The 15,121-nt window shown below is 68.4% G+C and carries 12 protein-coding genes; 3 read left to right on the forward strand and 9 right to left on the reverse strand.

Annotation, left to right across the window (positions count from 1 at the left end; all coding sequences use genetic code 11):
- Positions 1-80 precede the first annotated feature (80 nt).
- A complete protein-coding gene (locus ACGFIB_RS28435; RefSeq protein WP_030510556.1) occupies positions 81-1,085 on the forward strand; it encodes a LacI family DNA-binding transcriptional regulator in 1,005 nt (334 codons plus the stop codon).
- On the forward strand, positions 1,072-2,544 hold the full coding sequence (locus tag ACGFIB_RS28440; protein ID WP_393376199.1) for a serine/threonine-protein kinase: 1,473 nt from the start codon (positions 1,072-1,074) through the stop codon (positions 2,542-2,544). Before ACGFIB_RS28435 ends, ACGFIB_RS28440 begins: the two co-directional genes overlap by 14 nt.
- Before the next feature lie 143 nt (positions 2,545-2,687).
- On the opposite strand, the gene ACGFIB_RS28445 is transcribed toward ACGFIB_RS28440, so the two are convergent.
- A complete protein-coding gene (locus tag ACGFIB_RS28445) occupies positions 2,688-3,347 on the reverse strand; it encodes a class I SAM-dependent methyltransferase (RefSeq protein WP_393376201.1) in 660 nt (219 codons plus the stop codon).
- Positions 3,348-3,436: 89 nt separating this feature from the next.
- Between ACGFIB_RS28445 and mscL the strand changes: the two genes are divergently transcribed.
- Complete coding sequence (mscL, locus tag ACGFIB_RS28450) at positions 3,437-3,865, forward strand: large conductance mechanosensitive channel protein MscL (RefSeq protein ID WP_357244530.1); 429 nt, start codon at positions 3,437-3,439, stop codon at positions 3,863-3,865.
- Between the two features lie 111 nt (positions 3,866-3,976).
- Here mscL and ACGFIB_RS28455 read toward each other — a convergent pair whose 3' ends face one another.
- The 8 genes from ACGFIB_RS28455 to ACGFIB_RS28490 form a co-directional block, all read right to left on the reverse strand.
- Complete coding sequence (locus ACGFIB_RS28455) at positions 3,977-4,720, reverse strand: DUF6082 family protein (RefSeq protein ID WP_393376202.1); 744 nt, start codon at positions 4,718-4,720, stop codon at positions 3,977-3,979.
- 147 nt (positions 4,721-4,867) lie between these two features.
- Positions 4,868-6,139 carry an IS256 family transposase gene (locus ACGFIB_RS28460; RefSeq protein WP_393376282.1) on the reverse strand — a complete coding sequence of 424 codons (1,272 nt, stop codon included), beginning with the start codon at positions 6,137-6,139 and terminating at the stop codon, positions 4,868-4,870.
- A 148-nt stretch (positions 6,140-6,287) separates the two neighbouring features.
- Positions 6,288-8,264: a glycosyl hydrolase family 28-related protein gene (locus tag ACGFIB_RS28465; RefSeq protein WP_393376204.1), complete on the reverse strand. Its 1,977-nt coding sequence runs from the start codon at positions 8,262-8,264 to the stop codon at positions 6,288-6,290.
- Complete coding sequence (locus ACGFIB_RS28470; RefSeq protein WP_393376205.1) at positions 8,261-9,829, reverse strand: glycoside hydrolase family 13 protein; 1,569 nt, start codon at positions 9,827-9,829, stop codon at positions 8,261-8,263. Before ACGFIB_RS28470 ends, ACGFIB_RS28465 begins: the two co-directional genes overlap by 4 nt.
- A 49-nt stretch (positions 9,830-9,878) precedes the next feature.
- The gene (locus tag ACGFIB_RS28475) at positions 9,879-10,856 is read right to left on the reverse strand and encodes a carbohydrate ABC transporter permease (protein ID WP_223853438.1); all 978 of its coding nucleotides are present in this window, start codon (positions 10,854-10,856) and stop codon (positions 9,879-9,881) included.
- 11 nt (positions 10,857-10,867) lie between these two features.
- On the reverse strand, positions 10,868-11,791 hold the full coding sequence (locus ACGFIB_RS28480) for a carbohydrate ABC transporter permease (protein ID WP_142571595.1): 924 nt from the start codon (positions 11,789-11,791) through the stop codon (positions 10,868-10,870).
- 99 nt (positions 11,792-11,890) lie between these two features.
- On the reverse strand, positions 11,891-13,270 hold the full coding sequence (locus ACGFIB_RS28485; RefSeq protein ID WP_142571596.1) for an extracellular solute-binding protein: 1,380 nt from the start codon (positions 13,268-13,270) through the stop codon (positions 11,891-11,893).
- A 734-nt stretch (positions 13,271-14,004) separates the two neighbouring features.
- Positions 14,005-15,015, reverse strand: a complete 1,011-nt coding sequence (locus tag ACGFIB_RS28490; RefSeq protein ID WP_142571597.1) for a LacI family DNA-binding transcriptional regulator — start codon at positions 15,013-15,015, stop codon at positions 14,005-14,007.
- Between the last annotated feature and the right edge of the window lie 106 nt (positions 15,016-15,121).

Consider the following 15,121-nt stretch of genomic DNA (forward strand, 5'->3'; position numbering starts at 1 on the left):
CTGTTGACACGAGCGAAACAGTGATACTTTCGCTTGGGAGCGCTCCCAAGCCGTGTGAACCTTCGGGCCGAGGAGACCGGATGGCCGATCTTCCCACCCTCGCAGAGGTAGCCGCCGCAGCCGGCGTCTCCCCGGCAACAGCTTCCCGGGTCCTGACCGGCTCGGTACGCGTGACCACGTCGACCCGCCGACAAGTTCACGACGCCATGTCGCGTCTGGGCTATGTCCGGCGCCGCGCCCCCAGGGGATCCGCGGGCAGGCGGGCCGAGCAGATCATCGCCGCGGTCGTCTGCGAGCACAGTCCACGTCTTTTCACCGAGCCGTTCTACGCCAGGCTCCTGTCCGCGTGCGAGGAGGTGCTGACGACGCACGGGGTCCCCATGGTCGTAATGACCGCGACCCCTGCGACCGCCTCCATCGCCGCGCCGCCACTGGTCGCGGGCGCCGTCGACGGCGTCCTTCTGATCGGGGCACGGGCGCGGCACCCCCTCGCGGTCACGCTGGCCGCCTCGGGCGTCCCGGTGCGCTGTGCCGGGCGGCCGCCAGACGGCATCGACCTTCCGTTCGTCGACATGGACAACCGTGACGGCGGACGGCAGGCGGCCGAGCACCTGCTGCTCAACAACCGCAAGCACATCGCCACCATCGCCGGGCCTCCGACCCTGCCGGCCGCCCGCGACCGGCTGGAGGGCTTCCGGCAGACACTCCGCGACGCCGGTGTGCTCGACATGCCCGTGGCGTACGGCGACTTCACCCACGCGTCGGGCGCGCACGCCATGCAGTGGCTGCTGCAGCGGGCGCCGCACCTCGACGCCGTGTTCGCGGCGTCGGACGTGATGGCGGCCGGGGCGATGCAGACGCTGCGCCGCGCCGGGCGGAAGGTGCCGGACGACGTGGCCGTCATCGGATACGACGACGCGCCCGTGGCCAGGCACACCTCGCCGACGCTGACCACGGTCAGGCAGCCCGTCGAGGAAATGGCCACGCTCGCCGCACGACTGCTTCTCATGACACTCGGGGACGGGGACAATCCCAAGGGCAATCCGGTGCTGCCCACGGAACTGGTGGTTCGTGAATCGGCCTGAGCTTCGAGAAGGCGATGTCCTGACCCGTCGCTATCTGCTCCAGGAGCGGATAGCGACGGGTGGGATGTCGGTCATCTGGCGTGCCTTCGACCAGTCACTCCAACGCGTGGTCGCGATCAAGGTGCTGGACGGCTCGCTCGACGACGACAACCCCGGACGGGAACTCATGCGCCGGGAGGCCAGAGCCACCGCCCGGCTGATCCACCCGGACGCGATCGAGGTCTACGACTACGGCGAGACGGTCACGAACGGTGGCAGGCTGGCGTCCTTCGTGGTCATGCGCCTGCTGGAGGGCCGGTCGCTGGCCGACCGGATCGTCGAGGGCCCGTTGCCCTGGGCCGAGGCGGTGGAGATCGCCGCCGGGCTGGCGAAGGTGCTGACGGCGGCGCACGACCGGGGCATCGTCCACCGGGACGTCACCCCGGAGAACGTGCTGCTCGCCGAGGACGGGCCCAAGCTGCTCGACTTCGGCATCGCCGCGTTCGTCGGCGACGCCGACGACCACCTCGTCGCCGACTTCGGCACCCCGCCGTACGTCGCGCCGGAGCGGCTGAAGGGGACGACGGCCGACCCGGCCGTGGACGTCTACGCGCTCGGCGTGCTGCTGTTCGAGATGCTCACGGGCGCGCTGCCCTACCCGGAGAAGACCTGGGAGGCGATCGAGGCGGCGCGGCGGGAGGGTCCGCCGCCGGCGCCCGAGGGGGTGCCGGGCCTGCCGCAGGAGGTCACCGACCTGTGCCGGCGCTGCCTGTGCCCCGATCCCGTGGACCGGCCGAGCGCGCGGGCCGTCGCCGCCGCCCTGACCACGATGAACAAGCCGCCAGGACCACGCGGAGCCGGCTGGGGCGCCGCCGCCGTCGGGGCCGCGGCCCTGGGCGGCATCCTCTGGTTCACCCAGACGCACGGCCCGGAGGTCGCGGCCGTCACCGTGCTGGCCAGCCCTTCGCCCACGCTCACGCAGACCATCGTCTCGCCGCCGCCGCAGGTCGAAGCCATCGCCGTACCCCGGCACACGGTCGCGCCCGTCGCGGACCCCGTGAGCACCGCCGCGCCGGCCCGGCGCCACCCCTCCCCCTCGATCAGCGTCAAGGCCGTCAAGAAGGACCGGCACGCCGGGGACACCCTCCGGCGGCCGAAGACCTCGGCCACCTCCGAGTCCGACGTGGCGCCGCTGCCGCTGGCCCTCACGGCCGCACCGCTGCGGGTCGACACCGCTGTCCGGCAGTTCAACCTGCTCACGGACGGCGCGGAGGCCACCGACGACATCGACGACGACGTCGCTCTCGACCTCAAACAGGTGCTGCGCAACGCCGTCGCCAGCGGTGAGGGGCTGTCCGGCATCCGCACCAAGATCGAGGTCCGCTATCAGGAGGGACGGCTGCCCTCCACGCTGAAGGAGGAACTGCTGGCCGCGCTCGATCGGGTCGAAGCCGCTCTCGCCGAGGCCAGCAACACCTGAAGTGGGAGCGCTCCCAGAACAACCCTCTGTTGAGTTCGGTCAAGACCGAAAGTCCGAGTGCGTCCGTTAAGCGGCCACCCTTCGACCGAAATCATCTTCTAGTGCCGAGGGCCGGCCGACGACGTCCCGCCCTCGCCCGGCGGTCAGATCCGCCTGATCGTCGCAAGCCAGGCCGGTGCGCCGTCATCGTGATATCTCGTCCGAACCCGGTCCGGTTCGACGGCCACGACGCTCCATCCGCCGCCCGGAGCGAACGCCGCTCCAAGCTCTTCCCGGCCGACCGGGTGCGGCCCGGTGCCGGGACCCTGGTCGCTGAAGCACAACACGTGCAGCGTTCCGCCGCGTTCCGTCACCGACGCGAGACTCCTCACGTATCGGGATCGCTCGTCGCCGTCGAAGGTGTGGAACAGCCCGCAGTCCAGCACCGTCTCGAACCCGCGCCCCAGACGATCCAGACGCAGGGCGTCGGCCGCGGCGAACTCAACCTGGACCCCACGGTCGCCGGCCTTCTCCCGGGCGATCGTCAACGCCGTCTCGGCCACGTCGACGCCCAGAACCGGCAGCCCCAGCGCGGCGAGGTGAAGCGCGTTCTCGCCGGTCCCGCAGCCCGCGTCGAGAACCGCCCCGGCGAATGCGCCTTCGGATGCGAGGCGCACTATCGCCGGCTGCGGCCGTTCGATGTCCCAAGGCGCGGGACCGTCGTGGTACGACGCGTCCCACGGCAGTCCCGTCATCCGTTCATGACTGGTCGGTTTCCGCCCACCGAACGGATCGTCGGCGGGGCCTTTCGAGCGCTCCGGCACCTTCTTCTCCTTCCTCGCTGATTCCTACGGTCCACTGTCCGGGTCACGCCCTTGCACAGGAAAGGCAGAACCGGATAGATCGTTGTCTCATGAGCGGATTCAAGAAGTTCCTCATGCGGGGCAATCTGGTGGAGCTCGCCGTCGCCGTGGTCGTGGGCGCGACGTTCAGCGGGCTCATCCAGGCCCTCGTGCAGGACCTGGTCACCCCCCTGATCGCGGCCGTCACCGGCGGGAGGCAACCCGACTTCTCCAGCTACAAGTTCACCGTCAACGGCGCCGTGTTCAAGTACGGCGACTTCGTCAACCACCTGCTGACGTTCCTCATCGTCGCCGCCGTGATCTACTGGCTGGTCGTCCTGCCGATGACCCGCTTCCTGAGCCTCTTCGACACCAAAAAGGAGGCTGCCGAGAAGAAGTGCCCCGAGTGCCTGTCGGACATCCCCGTCGACGCCCACCGCTGTGCCTTCTGCACGGTCGAACTGTCCCCCGTCCCCGCCGCCGACAAGCCCCCTGCCTGACCTCTCCCCGGACCGGCGCGACGCATGGGGACCGTCCCGTCCACGTGGCCGTTTCAGGGGACCGCTTCGGTCCCTTCGAGGTTCGGCTCGTCCGACCAGCGGCCGCGACTCTTACTGACCTCTGCGGTACAGGCGCCTTCCCACCTTCGGAACCAGGAGGACAACGACCGCCACTGCCGTCGGCCCGACGACGACCCACCACTTCCGCTTCGACCTCGCCGAGTCCGGCGATATGGGCCTGCCCGGTCTCTCCTCCCAGGAGAGACCGGAGGGCTCCGAATTCAGGGCTCTGCGGTATTCGCTGTCAACGATCTCGTAGAACTTCCTCTCGGCACGAGAACCTCGCGTTCCGTCATGCCAGGCGTCCCGCACTCGCTCCCACCAGTCCCTTCCGGATTGGCTGGTGAACATGCCGCGAAGCATTTCTTTCCGTAAGGACGACTCGAAGACCACTCTCTCCTCGAAGGCAAGGCTCATGTAGTTCATCCAAAGCACCGCATATAAGTGCTGCCGGACGTCATCGTCGGTCGCGTGCGCTTCAGCGCCTATGACTGGCCGGTACAGGGACGGATTTTCCATCGCCAAGCGGAGCAGGTCGCGATGTATGTTCCGCACCACCTGCACCCGAGCAGACCTGAGTTGCGATGCCTGCAGTATGAGCGAGATGGCGATGGCAACGAATGCGAGTGCGGCCAGTACGGCCGAAGCCCCTCCGTAGGTCTCGCCGACCTGCCCGACAAGGCCCCAATCTACCGCGATCACTCTCGAAATCAGATCCATGAACATAGGAGATGCCATGACTGCGAAAGCCACCAGCAAGACCACTGTCAACCCATAGAGATAGCGCCTTGACATCTTCCCCTCCGGATCGCGAACACTTCCCCACAAGGCCTCAACCGTCGCTCTAAGCCAAAGTACAGACCCATAAGGCGGCACGTATAGAACACAAGGACTCCCAGCCGGGCCTGTCCAGTGAACGGTGTAACTCGGCTTCGGTTTGTTCTAGCGGCGGGTTGCTGACAGTCGGCCTTCGAAGGTGATCTCGAAGGCGTTCAGGGCGGCCTTCCACCGGTTCATCCAGCGTTTGCGGCCCTTGCCCGTCGGGTCCAGGCTCATGACGGCCATGTAGACGCACTTCAGCGCGGCCTGCTCGTTGGGGAAGTGGCCGCGGGCCTTGACCGCCCGGCGGATCCGGGCGTTGACCGACTCGATCGCGTTCGTCGAGCAAATGACCCGGCGGATCTCCACATCGAAGGACAGGAACGGCACGAACTCCGCCCAGGCGTCCTCCCACAGCTTGACGATCGCCGGGTACTTACCGCCCCAGACCTCGGCGAACTCCATGAACCGCTCGAGCGCGGCGGCCTCGGTGGGGGCGGTGTAGACCGGCCGCAGCGCCTTGGCGATGGCGTCCCAGTGCTGGCGTGCGGCGTAGCGGAAAGAAGCCCGCAGCAGGTGCACCACACAGGTCTGCACCACGGTCTGCGGCCAGACCTGCTCGATGGCCTGCGGCAGCCCCTTGAGGCCGTCGCAGACCATCATGAGCACATCGGCGACGCCCCGGTTCTTGATCTCGGTCAGCACGTGCAGCCAGAACTTGGCGCCCTCGCCGCCATCGCCGGCCCACAACCCGAGGATGTCGCGCTCGCCATCGGCGGTGACCGCCAAAGCCACGTAGATAGGCCGGTTGGCGACCTGCCCATCACGGATCTTGACGTGGATGGCGTCGATGAACACCACCGGGTAGACAGGGTCCAGAGGGCGGTTCTGCCACTCGGCCATGCCCTCGATCACCTTGTCGGTGATGGTGGAGATGGTCTGCTTGGACACCTCCGCCCCGTAGACCTCGGCCAGATGCGCGGAGATCTCTCCGGTGGTCAGACCCTTGGCGGCCAGCGAGATGACCATCTCATCCACACCCGACAGCCGCCGCTGCCGCTTGCGCACGATCTTCGGCTCGAAGCTGGCGTCCCGGTCACGGGGCACGTCGATCTCGACCGGCCCGACGTCGGTGATAACCGTCTTGGTCCGGGCGCCGTTGCGGGTGTTGCCGCTGCCACGACCGGCCGGATCGTGCTTGTCGTAGCCGAGGTGATCGGTGAGTTCGCCTTCCAGCGCCGACTCCAGCACCAGCTTGGTCAGCCGGTTCAGCAGCCCGTTCTCACCGACCAGCTCCAGCCCTTCGGCGCGGGCCTGGTCGACCAGCCTGGCCACCAGCTCGCGATCCGACGCCTCATGCTTTTTCCGCGCCACCGCGGCGTCCTCCAGGTCCATCGCCTCAGATGCCTGGATCACCGTACTCGTCACAGGTGTCTCCTTGATCAGGAGTTACACCGTTGTTTGTACAGTCCCTCCCAGCCCCTATTGAGGCTGGGAGTCCAATTTGTACCGGCTTTAGGCCGGGTCTGTTTGACTTGCGCACTCACCAGGGGGACGGGGCGGGTGGGGGGACGACCGGTGGGCGGTCGTCGCAGGTGATGGTGTTGGGCAGCATCCAAGGAGCGAGCCAGCCGCCGTCGTTGCCGCCGAGCTCGGTCACGGAGAACTCCGATCCCGTGGGCGGGAAGTTGAAGGACCCGCAGTTGTTGACGCCCACCGCGCCGACGTTGCGGGCGTCCACGTTCGCGAAGGACGCCGAGCCCTTCACGCGGGCGCTGACCACGGAGGTGCCCGTGCCGTCGACCCGGACGTCCTTGAAGCGGACCTTCGGGATCGCGTACTGGTCCTTCACCGACCACTCGCTGACCAGCATGATCGCGTTGTAGGTACTGTCCAGGTAGTGGTCGCCGCTGACCTCGATGTCGGCGTCGATGTCCTTCTCCAGGGCGTAGAACCAGATGGCCCCCAGGCCGATGTTCCAGTTCAGCTCGTACGTGCCGGCGCGGGCAGTGGTGTTGCCGGTGATGCGGAGCTTGCCGGCGAACGGCTCGGCGCCGAACCGGGAGCCGACCTGGATGGCGCTGCCCTCTCTGATCGGGTCGGCGATCAGGTTGTTCGAGACCGTGTTGTCCGTGCCGCCGTAGATCGCGATGCCGTTGGCCAGCACGGGCGTCTGGATCGTGTTGTGGTCGAACGTGTTGCCCGCGTCGGCGGTCTTCTCGGACCACATGGCGAGGGCGTCGTCACCGGTGTTGCGGAAGAAGTTGTTCGACACGACGGAGCCCGTCACGCCGGTGTGGAAGTTGAGCCCGTCCGCGATCTGGTCGACGATCACGTTGTTGGTGATTTTGAGGTTGCGCATGGGGCCGTCGAACCACATGCCGACCTTGGTGTGGCGGATGTAGAGCCCGTCGATGGTCGAGTCGCTCATCGCGCCGCCGACGCCGTTGACCTGGTCGGTGTCGATCCGCTCGCGGACGTCGCCCTCGACCGCGAAACCGGACAGGTGGACGTTGCGGCTGCCGCCCGCCGAGGCGTCCTTGCCGTAGAAGCCGACACCGGCGTGCACCGAGCCGTCCGGGGCCGGGGTGGCCAGATCGACCTGTCGGCCCTTGATGGTCGTATACCAGCTTCCGGCACCGGTGATCGTCACATCGTCCACGACGATGTGACGGTTCACCTGGTAGGTGCCCGGCGGGATGTAGACCTTCAGGTGCGTGCGCTTCGCGAACGCGATCGCCTTGTCGATCGCCTCTGCGGAGTCGCGCCTACCCGTCGGGTCGGCGCCGAAGAGCAGCACGTTCGCCGCCAGGACCTCGACGTGCGGCAGCCCGACGAGGTGCGAGTCGAGCAGGTCGACGACCGTCCACGCCGCCTTGCTCCCCGCCGGGACCGTCAGCCGCACCGTGTCACCCGCCCGGTAGGTATTGCCGAGCAGGAGGCGCTGCTCGTCGTAGAAGTGGTTCGGCCGGTACGGCTTGGCGATCTCCGGGGCCGGCGTGGTGGCGTCCGGCACGCAGGAGCACTCGGTGATCCACCAGTCGGGGTGCAGCAGCCCGGCGTTCGGATCGTTGGAGAACGGATACTGGTTGTAGAGCCAGGCGTACTGCGACGTGAGGGTCATGCCGGCCCGCTTGTGGCCGTTCACCGAGACGTCGAGCGGCGCGGTGATGCCGCCGCCCCCGGGGGCGTCCGGGATGCTGTATCGCACGGTGATCGCGTTGGCGGCCCTGGGCAGTGTGAACTCGACGTACTGCCCGGGGGTCAGCTTGACCGCCTTGCGGCCGGACGCCTCCGCGGGCAGCGTGTACGCGTCGCGGCCGGGGCCGATGACCGTGCCGTTCGTCGTCGCGTTCTCCGCCTCCTGCTCGGCGAAGTCGACGTCGGCCCCGCGCCCGGCGACGAGCGCCGGGTCGAGGGCGGCCCGCGTCACGACGGGGGGCTTCGCCGTGGCGGACGCCGGGGCCTGCAGCGCCACGAGCCCCGTGACGGCGACGGCCGCCGCCAGCAGGATTCTCATCGGGCCTCCATGATCCACACCGCGGTGTCGGGCGGGAGCAGCTCGCCGTCGAGGGGACCGCTGGCCAGCAGCACAGAACCCGGCTCCGGGAGCGCGACCGGCTCTGCGCCGAGGTTGACCAGGCAGACCAGGCCGGAATCGCGGCGGAACGCGACGACCTCGTCCCCGTACGGCAGCCAGGTCAGCGTGCCGTCGCCGAGGAATTCGCGGCGCAGGCGCAGGGCCGAGCGGTAGAGGCAGAGCATCGAGCCCGGATCGGCCTCCTGCGCCTCCACGGTGAGGCCACGCCAGCCGGCCGGCTGCGGCAGCCAGGGCTCGCCGGTGCTGTATCCGAACGGCGGCTCGGCACCCGACCACGGCAGCGGCACCCGGCAGCCGTCGCGGCCGCGGACCGTGTGGCCGGAACGCTCCCACATCGGGTCGTCGATGAGCTCCTCGGGGATGTCCTCGACCTCGTTCAGGCCGAGCTCCTCCCCCTGGTAGACGTAGACGCTCCCGGGCAGCGCCATCGCGAGCAGCGCCGCCGCCCGCGCCCGGCGGCGGCCGAGCTCCAGGTCGGACGGCATGCCGTCCCGGCGTTCGGCGTTGTCCCAGGACGTGACGGCCCGGCCGTAGCGCGTGACCGGACGGGCGACGTCGTGGTTGGACAGCACCCAGGTGGCGGGCGCGCCGATCGGCACGTGGGTGGCGAGGGTCAGGTCGATGCTGGCGCGCAGCGCGGCCGGCTCCCACGCGCTCGACAGGAAGTCGAAGTTGAACGCGGTGTGGAGCTCGTCGGGGCGCAGGTAGTTGGCGAACCGCTCCTGGTCGGGCAGCCACACCTCCCCGATGAGGATCCGCCCGCCGTAGGAGTCGGACACCCGCCGCCACTCGCGGTAGATCTCGTGGACCCCGTCGTGGTCGGTGTACGACTCCTCCACGCTGTCGAGGTCCTTGACGAGCACGGCCGCGGAGTCGATGCGTACGCCGTCCACACCCCGGTCGAACCAGAACCGCAGCACGTCCAGGAACTCCTGACGTACGGCCGGGTTGTTCCAGTTGAAGTCGGGCTGTTCGGGGGCGAACAGGTGCAGATACCACTCACCGTCCGGCACCTGCGTCCAGGCCGGGCCGCCGAAGATCGACTGCCAGCCGTTGGGCGGGCCGTCGCCGACGCCGGGGCGGAACCAGAACCGCTCCCGGGCCTCCGAACCGGGACCGGCCTCGAGGGCCTCCTGGAACCAGGCGTTCTGGTCGGACGCGTGGTTGGGGACGACGTCGACGATCGTACGGATGCCCAGGTCGTGGGCTTCCTCGATCAGCTTCTCCGCCTCGGCCAGGGTGCCGAAGACCGGCTCGATGCTGCGGTAGTCGGCGACGTCGTAGCCGCCGTCGGCCATGGGTGAGGGATACCACGGGTTCAGCCAGATGGCGTCGACGCCGAGATCCGCCAGGTAGGGCAGGCGTGACCGCAGCCCCGCCAGGTCACCCGTCCCGTCGCCGTTCCCGTCGGCGAAGCTGCGCAGGTAGACCTGGTAGATCGCGGCCCCGCGCCACCAATCGAGGGTCGAGGTGTTGCCGGGCATGCTGAATACAACTCCTTACGGGTGACGAGTGAACAGCGACGGGGGGCGGTCAGCCCTTGAGGCTGCCGGCGGTGAGACCGGCCATGATGTGCCGCTGGAACAGGAAGAAGACGACGATGGTCGGGATGCTCGCGATCACCAGGGAGGCGACCAGCACGTTCTGCGGCATCTGGGAGGACAGCGAGGCGATGCCGATGCTCACCGACATCTTGTCGCTGTCCGGCAGGACCAGCAGGGGCCAGACGAAGTCGCGCCAGACGTTGACCACGGTGAGGATGGACACCACACCGAGGATGGGCCGGGAGATCGGTATCACCACCGACCACAGGATGCGGCCCGGTGACGCGCCGTCGATCTCCGCGGCTTCGAGCAGCTCCCTGGGGATCGAGTCGAAGAACCGCTTGAGCAGGAAGACGTTGAAACCGTTGGCCGCGGCCGGCAGCCAGATCGCCCATGGCGTGTTGAGCAGGTTCCAGTGGAAGAACGGCACGTCCTGCACCGTCAGGTACGCCGGGAGCATGATGACCATGGGCGGGATCATCAGCGTCGACAGCATCAGGGCCAGCACGACCTTGCCGAGCGCCGGGCGGAGCTTCGACAGGGCGTAGGCCGCCGAGACGTCCACCGCGAGCGTCAGCAGCCAGGCGCCCCCGGCGTACAGGGCCGTGTTGCCGAGCAGCGTGCCGAGACCCAGCAGGTCCCACGCCTCCAGGTAGCCGTCCAGAGAGAAGTGCGACGGCAGGAAGGTCGGCGGGATCGCGTTGAGTTCCTCGGTCGACTTCATCGCACCGGTGATCATCCAGTAGAGCGGGAAGACGAACGCGGCGGTGAAGCTCACCACCACGATCACCAGCACGATCCAGTAGATGATCCGGCCACGCGCCGTGTTGAGCTGGTGCGGCGAGACGGCCGTGCGGAACTGCGTGTTCATCGGCTTGCGCGGCCGCCACTGCCCGCGGCGCTCGTGCCGGGCCGGGGAGGCCGGCGTCTCCGCCGAGCGGTCGGGCATGACCGTGGTGTCGGACATGGTCGCTCCCCTCACACCGTGTTGTCGCGCGAGACGCGCAGGTAGATCGCGGAGAACACCATGAGCAGGAGCATGAGCATCAGGCCGAGCGCGTTGCCCGCGTTGAGGTTTCCAAAGTTGAAGGCGTACTGGTACATGAGGTAGACGACGCTGACCGTGGCGTTCTCGGGGCCGCCGCCGGTGAGCAGGTAGGGCTCGATGAAGACCTGCATGGTCGCCACGATCTGGAGCAGCAGCATCACCAGCAGGATCAGCTTGGTCTGCGGGATCGTGACGTGCCGGATCCGCTTGAACAGGCCCGCGCCGTCGAGCTCCGCGGCCTCGTACAGCTCGCTCGGGATCGTCTGCAGGGCGGCGAGGTAGATCAGCGTGCCGCTGCCCATGTTCATCCAGGTGGAGACGATGACCAGCGAGATCAGCGCGGTGCTCGTCGAGTTGAGCCACTGCAGGCCGGGCAGGTGGAACAGGTCCAGGACCTGGTTGAACAGCCCGTAGTCGGGGTTGTAGAACCACTGGAACAGCAGGACGCTCACCGCGGGCGGCAGCATGACCGGCAGGTAGACCACGAAGCGCAGGTAGGCGCGAGCGTGCCGCAGCTCGTTCAGGACGATCGCGGCGACGAAGGGGATCCCGTAGCCGCACACCAGGGCGAGCACCGTGAACAGCGCGGTGTTGACCCAGGCGGGTCCGAAGGTCGGGTCGTTGACGACGGTACGGAAGTTCTCCAGCCCCACCCATCTGGGCGGATCCACGAAGTTGGTCTTCTGGAAGCTGAGGATGACCTCCCGGACCATCGGATACCAGGAGAAGAACCCGAAACAGATCAGAGCTCCGCACAGGAAGCCGTATGCGGTCACGTTGCGCCGCACGGCGCGCCGCAGTCTCGTCGGCTGCCGCCGCCCGCCGCCCGCCGCCGGGATGCTCGCTGTGGTCATCGTTGTGAATCCGATCTCGACGTGATTGCCGGGGCGCCGGCCACACGTGTCCAACGGTGGCGGGCGGCGCCCCGGGTTAGGCCCGGATTATCAGGGCGGTCAGCCCTTCGAGGCCAGCAGGGAGTTGACCTTCGACTCGGCGTCGGACAGGAGCTGGTCGATGTTCGCGTCCTTGCGGGTCAGCACGGCCGACATCGGAGTGTCGAGGATCTTGTAGATCTCCTGGGCGTACGGCCCCGGCTCCGCCTTCGCCGGGATGCCCTTGGAGCCCTCCACCCAGCCGGCGAACTGCGCGGCGTCGATGTTCGCGTTCGCCTTGCGCAGGTCGTTGACGGCCTGGCCGGCCGGTGTGTCCGCGCCGTACAGATCGGGGTACGGCTGGCCGACGGTGAGGTCCGCGCCCTTGGCCCGCACGTAGTCGAACTGTCCCTTGCCGGGAGTGAGGAACTTGTACTCGATCCACTTGAGGCCGGCCTTGATCTGCTCGGGCGTGGCCTTGGGATTGATCATGTAGCCGGCGCCGCCGTTGAACAGGGCCTTGGCCTCGGGCTGGGCCGCGATGGCGTAGTTCTCGAACTTGCCGCCGAAGTCGTTGCGGAGCGAGATGAGCACGTCGGGCGCGCCCAGCATCATGCCCATCTTGCCGCCGGCCATGGCCTTCATCAGGGCCGGCCAGTCGATGTAGAGCTGGGAGCCCATGCTGTTGTCGGCCCACCGCATCTGCTGGAGGTTCTCCAGCACGGCCTTGCCCTCAGGGGTGTTGAAGGCGGCCTTCTTGCCGTCGTCGGTGATGACCGATCCGCCGCGGCCGTAGATGGAGGCGGTGAAGTGCCAGCCGCCGACGTTGTTGCCGCTGTACTCGCCGTATCCGACGTAGCCGGGACCGAGCCCCGCGATCTTCTTGGCGGCGGCCTGCACGTCGGCCCAGGTCGTGGGCGGGCTGTTCGGGTCGAGACCGGCCTTGGTGAAGACCTCCTTGTTGTAGACGAGGCCCATGCCGTAGCCGTCGGTCGGCAGGCCGTAGATCTTGCCGTCCTTCTTGAACAGGTCGATCGAGTTGTTGTAGTCCGCGAACGTCTTGATCTCGTTGACGTACGGCGTGAGGTCGGCGGCCTGGCCGCTCTCGATCAGGCGGCCCACGTTGGGGAAGTTGACGTAGAACACCGTTTCGAGCTCGCCGCTGGCGAGCTTGGGCTCGAAGGTGCGCGGGTCGTAGCAGGGAAACGCGTCGGTGACCTTCGAGACCTTGATGTTGGGATTCAGCTGCTGGAAGGCCGCCAGGTCCTCCTCGAAGGTCGCACGCTCCGCCTTGTTCGTCTTCGGCGGCTCGCAGTTGACCGAGATCGACACCGGCCCGGCACTGCTGGGCGCCGCGCCTGCCTTGTCACCGCCGTTACCGCTGTCGTCGGTGCCGCACGCCGCGGCCGCTGCAATGGCAAGTCCCGAGACCAGCAGTATCGAGAGCTTGTGGGATTTCATCCTCGTTCCCTTCTGGAACCGCGCACCACGACCCGTCGAAGCACACGTCTCGGGGCCGACTGGAGCGCCCCGATCCGCTCGGTTGCGAGAAACATACAGAGGCATGCAGGACTGAGCAATAGTCCGTCATTAACTGTGCAAAAAAGTGACAGTGATCGGTCTGCCGCTGGCATGTCACGGTCGGGCGCGTTCACGAGCGGGCTTCGTGCGGCTGGAGGCGCTCGCGAGCGGGCTTCGTGAAGCCGAGGACGCCCTCAACGAGCGGGGTTCTGGGTCGGACGTGTTCACGCGGGACGTGCCACGAGCGGGCCTTGAAGCCGGGGACGCGCTCACGAGCGGGCGGGTGCTCCGGCCGGCCGTGACAGTCGCGCTCTGGTGAGCCTCGGGAGCGGCCATCGCGGGCGCGGTGGTACAGGGCACGGTCTTACGCCGGCCTCCGCACCCGCCCGCCCCCGGCGCTCCGCGCGCTGTTCGACGGGACGGGAACGCCGCCCAAGACATCGGGGTGGAGGGAGCGGAGCGGAAGGGAGCGAGGACCGCAGCGAAGGCCCAGCGGAGCGGGCTTCGCGAGGACCGGAGTTTCCTTCCGGCGCAGTGACCGACTTGCCCAGGTCCAACGCGCTCACCGATCCCGCCAAGGTCCAGCACGCTCACCGATCCGCTCACCGATCCCGCGAAGGTCCATGACGCGGCCCAAGCGCGCCGAGGTCTGTGACGGTGACCAGCGCAGCCTGTCAGGAGCGGGGGGCGGGGGCGGTCGAGGCGCGTACCACCAGCTCGGGCTCGAACAGCAGCTCGTCCCCCGGCACCACGGCCGCGTCGATCTGGGCCACCAGCAGCTCGACGGCCGCCCTGCCCATCGCGTCGATGGGCTGGCGGACCGTGGTCAGCGGCGGGTCCACGCAGTTCATCAGCGCCGAGTCGTCATAGCCGATGACGGAGACGTCCTCGGGCACCGACAGGCCCGCCCGGCGGGCCGCCCTGATCGCGCCGAGGGCGAGCACGTCGCTGGCGCAGATGATGCCGGTCACGCCCGCGGCCACCATGCGGGCGGCGGCGGCGTGCCCGCCTTCCAGCGAGAACATGGTGTGCTCGACGTGGTCGGGGCCGAGCTCCAGGCCGTTGGCGGCGGCGTACGCGCGGAACGCGGCGAGCTTGCGCTGGGACGGCACGTGGTCGGGCGGGCCGAGCAGCATCGCGACCTGACGGTGCCCGAGCGCCATGAGGTGGGCCAGCGCGATCTCGGCCGCGGCGACGTCGTCGCACGACACCTGCGGGAACCCGAGATGCTCGACCGCGGCGTTCACGAGCACGGTCGGCAGCTTGCGTTCGAGGACCCTGCGGTAGTGGCTGTGGGAGGCGTCCCCCTGGGCGTACAGTCCGCCGGCGAAGACCATTCCGGAGACGTGCTGCTGGAGGAGCAGGTCCACGTAGTCGGCCTCGGAGACGCCGCCCACGGTCCGGGTGCACAGCACGGACGTGAACCCCTGCTGGGCCAGCGCACCCCCGACGACCTCGGCGAACGCCGGGAAGATCGGATTTTGCAGCTCCGGGAGGACCAGGCCGACGAGCCTGCCGCGGTCACCGCGCAACTGGGTGGGCCGCTCGTATCCCAGCACGTCGAGCGCGGTGAGCACCGCCTCTCTGGTGGCGTCGGAGACCCCCGGCTTGCCGTTGAGCACGCGGCTCACGGTCGCCTCGCTCACGCCCACCTTCTTGGCCACTTCCGCAAGCCGTCGTGTCATGGCCGCAACTATACGACAACGAGCGCAAGCACTTTCATCCGCTTGCGCACACGCTCACGAACAGCAGGTCAGGCCCCCACCACGCTCGGGGCCGACGTCGGCGGGC

It is taken from the genome of Microbispora bryophytorum (assembly GCF_043197435.1).
GTDB classification, from domain to species: domain Bacteria; phylum Actinomycetota; class Actinomycetes; order Streptosporangiales; family Streptosporangiaceae; genus Microbispora; species Microbispora bryophytorum.

Bases quoted from the DNA above. Each gene is read 5' to 3' on its own strand.
- ACGFIB_RS28455 (WP_393376202.1), bottom strand. From the start codon at position 4,720: ATGTCAAGGCGCTATCTCTATGGGTTGACAGTGGTCTTGCTGGTGGCT.
- ACGFIB_RS28435 (WP_030510556.1), top strand. From the start codon at position 81: ATGGCCGATCTTCCCACCCTCGCAGAGGTAGCCGCCGCAGCCGGCGTC.
- ACGFIB_RS28480 (WP_142571595.1), bottom strand. From the start codon at position 11,791: ATGACCACAGCGAGCATCCCGGCGGCGGGCGGCGGGCGGCGGCAGCCG.
- ACGFIB_RS28490 (WP_142571597.1), bottom strand. From the start codon at position 15,015: ATGACACGACGGCTTGCGGAAGTGGCCAAGAAGGTGGGCGTGAGCGAG.
- ACGFIB_RS28475 (WP_223853438.1), bottom strand. From the start codon at position 10,856: ATGTCCGACACCACGGTCATGCCCGACCGCTCGGCGGAGACGCCGGCC.
- ACGFIB_RS28470 (WP_393376205.1), bottom strand. From the start codon at position 9,829: ATGCCCGGCAACACCTCGACCCTCGATTGGTGGCGCGGGGCCGCGATC.
- ACGFIB_RS28485 (WP_142571596.1), bottom strand. From the start codon at position 13,270: ATGAAATCCCACAAGCTCTCGATACTGCTGGTCTCGGGACTTGCCATT.
- mscL (WP_357244530.1), top strand. From the start codon at position 3,437: ATGAGCGGATTCAAGAAGTTCCTCATGCGGGGCAATCTGGTGGAGCTC.
- ACGFIB_RS28460 (WP_393376282.1), bottom strand. From the start codon at position 6,139: ATGGACCTGGAGGACGCCGCGGTGGCGCGGAAAAAGCATGAGGCGTCG.
- ACGFIB_RS28465 (WP_393376204.1), bottom strand. From the start codon at position 8,264: ATGAGAATCCTGCTGGCGGCGGCCGTCGCCGTCACGGGGCTCGTGGCG.